General features: G+C 51.7%; 11 protein-coding genes. 1 reads left to right on the top strand and 10 read right to left on the bottom strand.

The genetic code is table 11. From position 1 onward, the window contains the following. Positions 1-66: 66 nt before the first annotated feature. The 6 genes from ACJJIP_RS17735 to ACJJIP_RS17710 all read right to left on the bottom strand — a co-directional run bounded on the left by ACJJIP_RS17735 (position 67) and on the right by ACJJIP_RS17710 (position 5,753). Positions 67-1,449, bottom strand: coding sequence for an MATE family efflux transporter (locus ACJJIP_RS17735; RefSeq protein WP_020411860.1), 1,383 nt, complete (start codon positions 1,447-1,449; stop codon positions 67-69). 155 nt (positions 1,450-1,604) lie between these two features. After that, positions 1,605-2,081 (bottom strand): ribosomal protein S18-alanine N-acetyltransferase, encoded by a 477-nt coding sequence (rimI, locus tag ACJJIP_RS17730; protein ID WP_020411861.1) that lies wholly within the window; start codon positions 2,079-2,081, stop codon positions 1,605-1,607. Then, a complete protein-coding gene (locus tag ACJJIP_RS17725) occupies positions 2,078-2,845 on the bottom strand; it encodes a hypothetical protein (protein WP_020411862.1) in 768 nt (255 codons plus the stop codon). Before ACJJIP_RS17725 ends, rimI begins: the two co-directional genes overlap by 4 nt. Continuing rightward, entirely contained in the window at positions 2,846-4,381 is a 1,536-nt protein-coding gene (locus ACJJIP_RS17720; protein WP_444945726.1) for a 2-isopropylmalate synthase, read from the bottom strand. Positions 4,382-4,779: 398 nt separating this feature from the next. Next, on the bottom strand, positions 4,780-5,277 hold the full coding sequence (locus ACJJIP_RS17715) for a MarR family winged helix-turn-helix transcriptional regulator (RefSeq protein ID WP_020411864.1): 498 nt from the start codon (positions 5,275-5,277) through the stop codon (positions 4,780-4,782). Next, positions 5,274-5,753, bottom strand: a complete 480-nt coding sequence (locus tag ACJJIP_RS17710) for a glutathione peroxidase (protein ID WP_020411865.1) — start codon at positions 5,751-5,753, stop codon at positions 5,274-5,276. Before ACJJIP_RS17710 ends, ACJJIP_RS17715 begins: the two co-directional genes overlap by 4 nt. Positions 5,754-5,923: 170 nt before the next feature. On the opposite strand from ACJJIP_RS17710, the gene ACJJIP_RS17705 reads away from it, so the two are divergent. Continuing rightward, positions 5,924-7,855 (top strand): cytochrome c/FTR1 family iron permease, encoded by a 1,932-nt coding sequence (locus tag ACJJIP_RS17705; RefSeq protein WP_444945725.1) that lies wholly within the window; start codon positions 5,924-5,926, stop codon positions 7,853-7,855. Positions 7,856-8,110: 255 nt separating this feature from the next. On the opposite strand, the gene ACJJIP_RS17700 is transcribed toward ACJJIP_RS17705, so the two are convergent. From ACJJIP_RS17700 to ACJJIP_RS17685, 4 genes are all read right to left on the bottom strand, one after another. Beyond that, positions 8,111-9,934 carry an MFS transporter gene (locus ACJJIP_RS17700; protein ID WP_444945724.1) on the bottom strand — a complete coding sequence of 608 codons (1,824 nt, stop codon included), beginning with the start codon at positions 9,932-9,934 and terminating at the stop codon, positions 8,111-8,113. A gap of 168 nt (positions 9,935-10,102) precedes the next feature. Beyond that, entirely contained in the window at positions 10,103-10,543 is a 441-nt protein-coding gene (locus ACJJIP_RS17695) for a hypothetical protein (protein WP_444945723.1), read from the bottom strand. 23 nt (positions 10,544-10,566) lie between these two features. Then, entirely contained in the window at positions 10,567-10,905 is a 339-nt protein-coding gene (locus ACJJIP_RS17690) for a hypothetical protein (RefSeq protein WP_020411870.1), read from the bottom strand. A gap of 197 nt (positions 10,906-11,102) precedes the next feature. Next, positions 11,103-12,989, bottom strand: a complete 1,887-nt coding sequence (locus ACJJIP_RS17685; RefSeq protein ID WP_444945722.1) for an MFS transporter — start codon at positions 12,987-12,989, stop codon at positions 11,103-11,105. Between the last annotated feature and the right edge of the window lie 120 nt (positions 12,990-13,109).

Raw genomic sequence — 13,109 nt, 5'->3', positions numbered from 1 at the left:
ACTGACGTTTGAGTGAGTGGAGTGCCTGAGGTGGGGAGTAAGCCCCGGTGTGCCCGGGGCTGCTGTTTAGCTGGCTGGCAGCTGCTCCGGGGTGGCTACTTCGGCCGTACGCTGTCGGGTATCGTGGCGTAGCCACCACCATGAAAGGATACCCAGGAGGATATTGGATGTGGCTGTCGCAACAAACAAACCGGTCATTCCCCATAGCTGATTTCCCAGCCAAGCCAGGGGCAGGTAGATACCGAGCACCCTCAAGAAGGAAATCATGGTAGCGGGCAGGGGGCGTCCAAGGCCGTTAAAGGCGGCATTGGCTGACATTACAAAGCCGTAACCGGCATAACTGATGGGCACCAGGGTGAGGTAGGCGACTGCCACGGCGATAACTTCTGGGGACTCACTAAACAGGCGCGCGATAGGTTCGCCAATAAAATATAAAAGTACTGCCAGGCTACTGCCCAGTATGAGGCAGAAACGTGCCAGTACGCTGACAGTTTCCCGCAGCCGATCGATTTTTCCAGCTCCAGCATTCTGTCCCATAAAAGGACCAACTACCGCTGAAAGCGCATAGAAGATAATCAGAGCCATCGGCTCAATACGCATCGCTACCCCCAGGCCGGCAACGGCATCATCACCATGCACAGCAACCAGTGCTACAACGACACCGCCAGACATGGGGATGATCACATTGGTCAGTATCGCCGGCAGTCCTACGGCCAGTATCTTGCGCCAGGATTCAATCAGGGTGCCCAGATGCCATTGGGGTGGGGCCATCAAGTGTTCGCGGCGAATCAGGAAATAAAGAGCTGCAAAGAAACTCAGTGCGCGCACGATGACCGTCGCGATTGCCGCACCCTGTAATTCCAGGCGGGGGAAGCCAAACAGCCCAAAGATCAGGATGGGATCGAGAATAAGGTTAAACAGGGCCACACCCACCATAATACGCCCGGTCAAGGCGCTGTTGCCGATGGCGCGTAAGGCGGACATGGCGATCGTGGGGACAATCACGAAGATAGTGCCGAGGTACCAGGGCACCATATAGTCGGCAATGAGTGGCAGTAGCTCAGGGCTCGCACCAAGCAGTGAGAATAGTGGTCGGATCGTGAGCAGGCCGGCAACTGAGATTACCAGGGAGATCAGTAACGCCAAAATCGAAGTATCGGTAACCAGTCTGCGTACATCCTGTACTTCTCCGGCACCAAAGGCACGGGCGACTGCCGATGAGGTGCCGGCGCCCAGGCCGATAGCAAAGCTGTTGATTACCATCACTACGGGAAAGGTAAAACTCATGGCCGCCAGTGGCGCACTGCCCAATTGGGAGACAAAGAAAGTGTCCACAATATTGAAGGACATTACGGCGAGAATGCCCCATACCATAGGAAGGGCCAGCCTCTGCAGGTGAGCGGGCACCGAGCCTTCGAGGAGTGATGGGCTGCTGTTCGATAGCGTCATTCAATAACTCTTTTTACGCGGTCGGATCAGTGGGAACCTCGGTGATGCTGCCGCAAAAACTGATGGGTGGTGACGCTGTTTGGCAGGGCGCCCCCCTTGAAAGTCGCCCTCTAGGCGCAGTGAGAAAACGGTCCTTTCTGTCGTCAGTGGGTATTTTACGACCCGCTATCGTCCAGGGCGAGGCTCATGAGTACAGCATTCTCTCTGCTACCGTTTTCTGCGGGATAGTAATTCTTACGCAAGCCGTCTTCAGAAAAACCTAGTTTGCGGTAGAGCGAGAGTGCGGCGAGATTTGAACTGCGCACCTCAAGCAGTAGCCGCCGGATGTCATCGGGTAGCTCTGTGATTAACCCCTTGAGCAATCTCTCGGCGATGCCGTGCCGGCGCCAATTAGGCGCGACGGCTACATCGAGGATTTCCACCTCGTCGAATAGATGGCTGATGACACAGCAGGCGATCATTTCCCCTTCATTCTCAAGTAGCCAGCCTTGGTGTCCAGACTCAAGACTTTGTCGGTATTGGGTTTCATTCCACGGGTGGCTGTGAGCACTGCGTGCAAGCGCAGCGAGAGCTGCACAATCAGTTACTCCTGCCAGGCGTTTTCGTAACCCAACAGCTGCCGGCAAACTCATTTTGCCTCTGTCTCTGCCGGGTAAGTTACACGCAGTAATTGCCAGAGGTCGCGTTTGCGCTCGGGTTCCTGTAACAACAGGGACAGGCTTGGCATGCCGATGACACGGACCCCTTGCCAATTATTGACAGTTTCATCGAGTGGAATGGGAGTACAAAACTTCTGTGCTTCATCGCCCATCAGCCAAATAGACTTTACCGGGTGGCGGGCACAGGAAGCTTCTAGCCAGCTGGAAAAAGTATCTCGAGCTTCAGAGGCATCGGCTATCGGGCCAAAGCGGTTTTGTGCCAGAGGCCAGTGCAAGCGCTCCTGCTGACGCGATAACTGATGCCAGTTCATCGCTTGTACAATATTGCCAAACAGGGCATCCAGCGGTAGGGCGGCTCCGGGTTCATGGCTGTCCACAGCGAGAAGCTCTTCCCCGAGTCGCCAGCAATTGAGGACAAATGGCCGAACCTCCTGTCGGGGCGGCGCAACCTGCGTAATGACCGCAGGTTGCACTTGGGGTACGCCACCGGTAAGCGTTGCAATATCCGGCGGGCTAACAGCTGTGTCAGCCTGCTCTGGGGTAGAGACAATGTGCGCTACCGATTGAGGCAGAGGGTTGGCAGCGGGCTCTGCCTGTCGCAGTGGGGGTGGGGCAGCCTCTACAGCCGGTGGCAGCAGGGCTTGGCGAGGCTCCGGTGCGAGCGGCAATACGAAGCGCGGCGCATAGCTGGCGACACCAAGTACTGACAAATATTCCGCTCGCTGCAGTTCGTTCACTTACACGCCCTGTTTTTTACTCTCACTACTGGCGAGCAAGTTTAACGCATCCATATAGGCTTGTGCGGAGGCAATTAGAATATCGGTATCTGCCCCTACCCCGTTAACCAAACGGCCATCTTTTTCCAGGCGTACAGTCACTGATCCCTGGGAATCGGTTCCCTGGGTAACAGCATTCACGGAATAGAGTTTCAGGTCTGCACCGCTATCGACGATATGCTCAATGGCTTTAAACGTGGCATCTACGGGGCCGTCACCCTTAGCTTCTGTCTCGTGAGCTTTGCCATCAATTGACAGGCTGATAAAAGCCTGGGGGGCGCTGCCAATTTTGCTGCGTACATCCAGGTCGTTGAGCTGAAAGCGCTCCACAGGAGCTTCACTTTCAGCAACCAGGGAGTGTAGGTCTTCGTCGAAAATTTCGTGTTTCTTGTCAGCCAGTTCTTTAAAGCGCAGGAATACCTGATGGAATTCTTCGCTGTCTGAGAAATTGATGCCCAGTTCTTCGTAGCGGGCGCGCACGGCAGCACGACCGGAGTGTTTGCCTAAAACTAGGCGGTTCTGGCCCCAGCCCACATCCTCAGCACGCATGATTTCATAGGTTTCACGATGCTTGAGTACACCGTCCTGGTGAATGCCGGATTCGTGCGCGAAGGCATTGGCGCCGACGATAGCTTTGTTTGGCTGCACCGGGAAGCCGGTTACTGAGGAAACCATGCGTGAAGTGGGTACAATATGGCTGGTATCGATACCGGTTTCTACTGGGTAGAGATCCTGGCGGGTCTGCACAGCCATAACAATTTCTTCCAGGGAAGCATTGCCTGCGCGCTCTCCCAGACCGTTGATAGTGCACTCTACTTGACGTACCCCATTCATCACGGCGGATAGGGAGTTGGCTACTGCCAGGCCCAAGTCGTTGTGGCAATGGGTGGAGAAGATGGCTTTATCGGAATTGGGGACACTCTCGATAACCCGGCGGAACATGGCACCGTATTCTTCTGGTTCGCCGTAGCCGACAGTATCGGGAATATTGATGGTGCCAGCCCCGGCAGTGATTACCGCTTCAATAATGCGGTACATAAAATCGGGCTCGGAACGGCTACCGTCCTCCAGGGAGAATTCCACATCATCGGTAAACTGGCGTGCGGTTTTAACTGCGTTTACCGCTTGCTGCAACACGTCTTCCGGATCCATCTGTAGCTTGTACTTCATATGGATCGGAGAGGTGGCGATAAATGTGTGGATGCGGGAGGCGTTGGCTTTCTTTAAGGCTTCACCGGCACGCAGAATATCGGCGTTAACCGCGCGGGCCAAGCTACAAATCCGGGATTCGGTCACTGCTTCAGCGACTGCCTGCACGGCTTCGAAGTCCCCGGGGCTAGCGATTGCAAAACCGGCTTCTATAACGTCCACCCGCATGCGCTCCAGCATACGGGCAATACGTACCTTTTCCTCTTTGGTCATAGAGGCGCCGGGGCTCTGCTCACCATCGCGCAGAGTCGTATCAAAAATGACTAACTTATCTTTCTTTGTGCTCATTTTCGCTTGTTCTCCTTATTTGTTCCGAGGCTAAACAAGCGGCTCTGCTGCTGTCTATGCGCCGTCCAAATAAAGTTGGGAATTCTGTTGGGGGTGGGGGAGAGAAAATTATATGCCGCGTAGCGGCAGTCGTAGCGAGGAAGCTAGGGCGAGATGATGCTGGCTAAATGTACAGATGTCAGTCTTCATGTCTGGCGATATCCGCGTCGGACTGGATTTCACACATTATGTATATTTTTCAACCTTGCAGTCAATGGTTATCCTAAATTTGCACTTTATTCTTTTTTTTGTAGTTTTTTCATCCTATTTTATATCGGTTTTCAATGAATTTTATTTAATAAATACATGTCCCCTCAAACTGTGAGGCCAATGAGGGGGCATAAATGGAGCAGTAGAGTCTATTTAGTAGGTGAACTGGCAGTCTCACTTCCCAGCTTATTCAGGAATTGCCAAAGGTCTCCGTGCAATTGCTCCACTTCAGACCTAGTGATTGAAGACTGGTCAATGCGTTGTTGTACCCAGGCGCGGGCCCGGGGCTTAAGATCCAGAGCTACTTCGGTAGCCGACAGTAGGGTGACACGTTCATCCCAGGAGGCGCGGTATCTTTGAACCAGACCGCGCTGCTCCATGCGCTTTAATAGGGGGGTGAGTGTGCCCGAATCGAGCATGAGGCGCTGGCCAAGAGCTCCAAGGCTCCGATCTTTGTGGCTTTGATCCCCCTCCGCGGCCCACTCCCACAGAACCATCAATACCAGGTACTGGGGGTAGGTGATATCCAGGTCCTTCAGCATGGGCTGATATGCCCGGGTCATAGCTCGGGAGGCGGCGTAAAGGGCAAAGCAGAGCTGGCGATTGAGAGCCAGCTCTATGGAATCATCATCACAGACCACAGTCACAGCATCCGCTCAATTTCCGCCTGGAGGGATTCGGGAGTGTCCTTGGGAGCGTAGCGCTTTACCTGTTCGCCGTCCTTACTAATCAGAAACTTGGTGAAATTCCACTTGATTCCTTCGGTGCCAAGCAGCCCCGGTGCACGCTTCTTCAATTCTACAAACAGTGGATGTGCAGAGGGGCCATTTACGTCCAGCTTGGCGTAAACAGGGAAACTGACTCCAAAATTCAGCTCACAAAACTCCTGAATCTCTTCATCACTGCCTGGTTCCTGCTTGCCGAATTGGTTGCAAGGAAAACCGAGAACAGTCAGGCCGCGATCCTTGTACTCTTTGTAGAGGTTTTCCAGCCCACTGTACTGTTTGGTAAAGCCGCATTTACTAGCGGTATTGACTATCAGGATCACCTTGCCCTTAAAGTCTTCGAGAGTTGCAGTCTCACCAGCGGCAGTCTTGACGGGAATCGAGTAGAGGTCAGTCATGATCATCTCCTGTAATTTATATTGTACGCAATGTAATTGTGTGCAATATAAATTACAAGCTTATCTCTGAAGCAGTTAGTGTTCATGCGGACTTTGTTGTGAGAATGGTTATCAATTATATTATGCGCCATATTCTCAACATTGTTTGCAGCAACAGAAAAGGACTCTCCATGCGCCTTTCCCAATACCTGGCCCGCCTGTTTGTGGCGTTGTTGGCGATTACGATAATCCCCACCCAGGCCCAGCAGGCAGGCCTTTCCGAGCAGCAGCTGCGCCAGCTTATGCAGATGGCGGAATATATAGGTGTGGATTACCCGGAGGCGGTGGCCGACGGTGAGATCATTAACACGGATGAATATGCTGAGATGGAGGAGTTTGCCCAGTTGTTGATCGACCGTGGGCAACAGCTCGCGGATTCCGCAGAGGCTGTGACAATCCGCGCCGAAGCCAGGGCTTTACAGGAGGCGATTCAGCGCAAAGCAGCTATTGCCGAGGTCCAGGTGCACACGGCTAAATTGCGACAGGGATTACTGTCTATTGCGCCAGCGCTTTCTCTGCCTACCACGCTGCTCGATCTTAATGAAAGTCGTGCCCTCTATCAGGCTCAGTGTATCGCTTGCCACGGTGTGGAAGGTAAAGGGGATGGCCCTCTGGCGGCCCAGCTGGAACCTGCACCGACCGATTTCCACGAGCGCGAGCGGGCTGAGAATCGCTCGCTGCTTGGGCTCTATGATGCCATTAGCAATGGTATCGACGGTACTGCCATGACAGCATTCAAGAACCTCAACGAACAGCAGCGCTGGTCACTGGCTTTTTTCGTGGGGAGCCTGGCTTTTACAGGAGAAAGCGCTGACGCTGCAGAACCGAAGCTGAGCTTGCAGGATCTAGTGATGTACAGCCCACAGGTACTGCGAAGCGACCGTCCGGATTTTTCCCCCCAGTCAGTAGCGGCTCTGCGTGGAAATCCCAGCGCGCTGTTTAGCACTGCAATGGAAGAGGGGGACACCCCAATTGATGTCGCGCGTGTACAGTTGCAAAAATCCCTGCAAGCCTACCAGCAGGGCGACTTTGTCAGTGCCCGTACTCTGGCTATCAGCGCTTACCTGGATGGCTTTGAGATGGCTGAGAACTCGCTGGATTCACTGGATGTGCATCTGCGCCAGGCCACTGAGCGTGAACTGCTGGGTTTGCGTGCACAACTGAACGCAGACAGCGACCCACAACAGGTTGAAGATCAGGTTGAGGCGATTCTGCAGCAACTGGCTCAGGCGGAAGCACTGATGGAGGATAGCAATCTGTCCGGCGCCGCCTTGTTTATTGCCAGCTTGGTAATCCTACTGCGTGAAGGGCTGGAGGCCCTGCTGGTGGTAATTGCGCTGACAACAATTCTGGTGAAGACTGGACGCCGCGATGCCCTCAAATTTGTGCACTTGGGTTGGATTGGTGCATTTGCAGCTGGCTTTGCCACCTGGGTTGCGGCCCAAAGCGTTATCACCATCAGCGGTGCCAGCCGTGAGGTCATGGAAGGTGTCGCTGCGCTGTTGGCCGCAATGGTGCTCTTCTATGTAGGTTTCTGGATGCATAGTAAGACACAGGCGTCAGGGTGGCAGAAATATATTCAAGATAGTATCAATCGCAGCTTGAGTACTGGCGCCCTGTGGGGGATTGCCGGCCTAGCCTTCATTGCGGTTTATCGTGAAATTTTTGAAACTATTCTGTTCTATCAGTCGCTGTTGGCGCAGACTTCAGAAAGTCAGTACAACACACTCTGGGGAGGTATTGTCGCTGGTGTGGCCCTGCTCGCAGTAGTTGGCTTTGCCCTGATGCGTTACTCAGTGAGCCTGCCGATTGGCAAGTTCTTCTCTGCGACCACTTATGTACTGCTGGCCCTGTCATTCGTGCTCGCAGGAAAAGCGGTGGCGGCGCTACAGGAAGCGGCCTGGATTGCTATTTCACCCCTTCCAGTACAATTCAGTATTGACTGGTTGGGAATTTACTCCACTTGGCAGGGGCTAGGTCTGCAGGCCACTATTCTTGTGGCCGCGTTATGGCTGATGAGAAAAGGCGGTGCTACTGCTGAAGCTGCGGGCAAAGCGGCTTAGATGTCAACGAGATACCCGTTCTTGTGGACGGGTATCACCTCCCCCTACTCCTCCTTCAAGTTTGCATTTGCTCTTGCAGAGTTTCCGCGTCAATTTTAAAAGCGGTCAAAGTCTTACCTGTCACGGCCAGAGTTCTGGGAAAGCTGGTTTTTTTCTTGTCTCTGGTTGTCGGGCCAGTGAGTTTGCAATATGGCTTTTGGGGAGCTAGGGGCATTACTGGCGCCGACGAACAATTGCTCAAGTACCCTTTGGAGATCATTGGTGAAAGGTTTTCGTATCTTCAGGAGTAATTGCTGCTCCAGCGGTGATATGAACTTTGGACAGAAGTTTCTGCCGCTTTTTACTCTTATTATTTCTGTGCGTATTGAGCCCCTGTAAAAAGATAGGAAAAAGGGGAGTAGTTATGCCGGACAGAACTCTGTCGATAGAGACCCGGTTATCTTGGGTATGATCTTTATCCGTTCCAGTACTGGGGAATAAGCAAACCAGATCACCATTGCCTAGCGCATTTTGGATGTCTCCAGATACTTTCTCTTCACCTTCGGTTATGTCATGGATGATGGGATTGGTGCCGTAATTCTTGAATATAAAGTGCAATACCGGTGCTTCATAGATAGACCTGGGCAACACAAAACGAATAGGGCGTGAAAACGTGTCCATTAATAGTAGAGGGGCAAGTTTCCCGTCAGGAGAGCAAGCCAATAGAGCCGCGCCCTTTTTGGGTATTTGATTGAGGTTTCCGTGTGTTGTGCGGACCAAAAGGCGAGATGAAAACCAGATTATCAGGTGCACAATAAATTCGGGTAATTTGCAAAAGAGGAAGGTTATGACTGCAATATTTAAAAGAGCGATGAGAATAAACAACTGTGGAATGGTGATTTTCAACACGTCCAAAAATACGATATTCAGCAGTGAGATAGCTACAATAAAGAAAGCGTTAAGTACGTTATTGAGAGATAAAACCTGAGCGCGAACCGTTTTTTCTGTTCGGTCCTGAATAATGGTATAGAGTGGAACGATAAAAATACCTCCAAAAATGCCCAGTAAAGCGGTGTATATCAGGATTGCATAGGCGCCATCGCTGCGGAGGTACTCTGCTACCGATGCCCCGGATAGTGTTTCAAACTGGGCGGCACTCCAACCCAACCCAAGACCGGCCAGTGTTATACCTAACGCACCGACAGGCACGATACCGAAGGTAATTCGTCCCCTGGAGAGACTCTCACACATCAGTGAGCCTACCGCGACCCCAATAGATAAACAGCATAAGATGAGGGTGATAACAGGTTCACTGGCGCCCAGTATATTTCTAGTGAAGCTGGGAATCTGGGCCAAATAGGCTGAGCTCACCAGCCAAAACCAGGAACAGGCAATAATTGCATAAAAAACAGATGGTGTTTTTATGGTCAGCCGTAAGATGCGCCAAGCCTGTGACAGGGGGTTCCAGCCGATATGTAGCTTGGGAGCCGATGATGGTGCTGTCGGGATCCAGCGACTAGTTAAGTAGCCAAATATTGCGACGATGACCATGATCCAGCCTATATCGAATAGACCAGGCTGTCCCGGTTTGGTATAGCCAGCCAGTAGAGAGCCGGCAATGGTACCGATAAGTACCCCGGCAAAGGAGCCCATTTGTGCAAGCCCGTTACCGCCCATTAACTCCTGGCGCTGCAAGTGCTGGGGTAAAATGGCATATTGCACTGGGCTGAAGATCGCTGTGTGTGCTGCCAGCAGGAAGAGCACAAGAAAGTCCAAGGTACGGCTGTTGTAAATCAGGGCATAGGCCCCGAGTATCACAATAAAAATCTCAGCCAGCTTCAATATTCTGATGATTACGCTTTTGTCATACTTGTCGGCCAACTGCCCGGCGGTAATGGAAAATAAGAAGTAGGGCAATATATAGAAGCCGGTAGCCAGGTTGATCAGTGCGTTGGCCTGACCTTCTGATAGGCGGAATGCCAACATTACCAGGAGCGCATTTTTGAATATATTGTCATTGAATGCCGCGGTAGTCAGCGACAGAAATAATGGCAGGAATCGGCGTCTACATAGCAGTTTGAATTGATTGTGCTGAGCCATTGATGCTCGCTTCATAGAATTATTAGCGCTGGATATTGCCGAGAGGCTCTAAGTATCTAGGGCATCAGTAAACGCAGCCTCGCCGCCCAATAGTGTGGAAATATCAAGATGCTAGTTATAAGAATGCTAGCAGGTTGTGGCAGTCATATTTGCCTGGCTTGTTTCAAGCTAGAAATACTTTTTCCATAGGTAAGAAAACTGTCGCTCAATACTCGCTTTATTTACACTGGCGCCATTAATAGGCTTATCAGCGAGGAGATAAAGCCGTCTAAATAGATGATGATGTTCATTATTGCCCTGTGTATCTTGAATTGAACCCGATTGCGTCTTTCCTGTTAAAAGTAGCGGAATGACTGGAAGTTCACTGTGCGCAAGGATTTTCCCTATCCGTCTATCCCAAGTACGTTCACCAACTTCTAGCTCAGGAAAAATACACAGTAGCTCGCTCTGACCGATGGCCCGCTCCAGTTCGGCACGAGTGGTCTTTGTGAAGTCCCCTGTGGGTAAGTCATACCAAATAGGAGAGGGGCCGCCATGTTTCAGTGTGAATCGCAGAAGTGCCGATAATTCTTGGCAGTATAAAGCGGGCTTGTCGAGGTGCCGTGTCATAAATAATCAGTGGAGCCAGTTAATCAAATGGGCTGCAGAATTTTACTGCCAATAAAGAGGGCGGCCGCACCCAGTAGAACTATAGGAATCTCTATCAGTTTGATGATTCGCAGCATACGGCTTTTATCTACCCTATCTGCCAATTGCCCTGCGGTAACTAAAAATAGGAAGAACGGGAGTAAGTAAAAACCGGTGGCGAAGTTGATCAGGGCATTGGCTTCTGACTTTGCCAGCTGGAATGCCAGTATGACCAGTAGAGCATTCCGGAATAAATCATCGTTGAAAAAGGTGGTGACGAGAGATAAAAAGAGTGGCAGAAAGCGACGTTTGCCCAGCAGTTTAAATTGATTTTCTCTGGCCATCGCCGCTTATTCTGGGAATAGGATTGTGCAGAGTCGTATAAATAACTGACAGCCATACTCTAGGCACATTCTGTACAATAAGTGGAGCGTCAGAGCGGAGCTAGGTGGGGAAAGGTTAGCGTTTGGGAGACTGTGGCTCAGTATCGTAACAATGAACTGGGGCTGAGCATGCAGGTCAGCCCCGGGAATAAGGGCTTTTAGCGCTGTTCGCCGCGCAATTCTAAAACTTCATCGTGGAGTATTTCTGCTTTGGCCTCGGGGGGCTCAATTGGACTACCGGCAACTACGCTCACTTTGGACCAGAAGCGCCGGGGCCAGGTAGAAAAAGCGTGCCCATCCTTGTGGCTGAAAAAACTGCCCCACAAGCCCCTTAGCGCCATAGGAATTACCGGCACCGGGGTTCGCGCCAATATTTTTTCAATACCGGCTTTAAACGGTTGTATTTCTCCATCCTTTGTCAGTTGTCCCTCGGGGAAAATACATAGTAGATCGCCATTCTTCAGCCCCTGTTCAATTTCCTGGAAAGCTTTTTCGTAACCCTCTGGGTCCTTCGCCTTGGAGCAGATGGGAATGGCGCGCCCGGTTCGGAAAATAAAATGCAAGACCGGAATTTGGTAAATGGGCTTGTACATGATGAAGCGAATCGGGCGTCGCACGGCGCCGGCCAATAGTAAAGCATCGACATAACTGACATGGTTGCACACAATTAGTGCCGGACCATTTGCGGGTATCTGTTCCAACCCTTCGTGCTTTACCCGGTACATCGTATGGGAAAGCATCCAGATCAGTAAGCGCATGGCAAACTCGGGCACCTTGGTAAATACGAAGGTGGCCACAGCGGCATTCATCAAGGCAATTACCAGAAAGAACTGTGGAATGGTGACTTCCAGGATATTCAGGAAGAACAGGCCGAGCAAGGCGGAGACCACCATAAACAGCGCGTTGAGGATATTGTTGACGGAGATAATTTGTGCGCGAATTTTTGGGGCTGAACGGTCTTGCATCATCGCGTAAAGAGGTACTATGTAGAGTCCCCCGCAGATACCGATCAGAACCAGACAGGTAAGGATTGGGTAAGCTCCGTCACTGCTGAGGAAAGCGCCCAGGCTTGCCTGCTGTAATTCGACAAAATTGCTGCCGAAAACAGATAGGGCAATACCGGTAACAGTAAGGCCGGCGGCCCCAAGGGGAACCAGGCCCAGTTCAATATTTCCATCCGACAAGCGCTCACATAGCAGTGAACCCAGGGCTATGCCAATGGTAAAGGTACATAACAGCAGGGTGACGAGGGATTCGTCACCGCCGAGAACATTTTTGGTAAAGCTGGGAATCTGTGTCAAGTAGGCTGCACCCATTAACCAGAACCAGGAAATACCAATAATTGCGTAGAAAATGGATGGGGTTTTGGAAGTCTGAACCAGGATGTTTTCTGTTTGGGTAAAAGGGTTTGGGTTGACGCGTAGGTTTGGCGCTGGTGCTGGAGCCAGTGGAATACTGCGACTAGTCAGGTATCCCAGGACTGCCGCCCCCATAATCACCAGGCTTAGGTAGAAGAGGCCGTTTTCTCCCTGGCCGGTTATCCCTGCCAGCAGGCCGCCGACGATGGTCCCGGTAAGGATGCCGACAAAGGTTCCCATCTCTACCAATGCATTGCCGCCAACCAGCTCAGAGCGCTTCAGGTGTTGCGGCAGGATGGCATATTTAACTGGGCCGAAGAAAGCGGACTGTATACCAAGCAAGAAGAGCACGGCGAGACAGAATACATTATTTCCACTGTAAAGTGCGGTGACGCCAAGTGCCCCAATACAGATTTCCCCGAGCTTGATAAGCCTGATCAGACGGCTTTTATCGTACTTGTCGGCCAGTTGCCCGGCGGAGGCGGAAAAGAGAAAGAAAGGCAGGATGAACAGGCCCGCAGCCACATTAATCAGGGCATTGGCCTCGCTCTCTACCAAGCGGAAAGCAATCATCACGATCAGTGCATTTTTATAAACATTATCGTTAAAGGCACCGAGAAACTGGGTGAGGAAGAAAGGCAGAAAACGGCGGCTGCTTAGCAGCTGGAATTGGGTGCGGTGGGCCATAAATAATCTCTTTCCAGTAAGCACCTTACCTATGTTACGCCATAGCGGCTACAAGTTGTCTAGGCTGTAGTGGCAATGAAATATGCGAAATTGGCGCGCGGCAGTGAATAGTGCAGAGAG

This window comes from Microbulbifer variabilis, from assembly GCF_052467165.1.
Note: the sequence above shows the minus strand (reverse complement) of the source record. Positions and strands in the feature narration are given on the sequence as shown.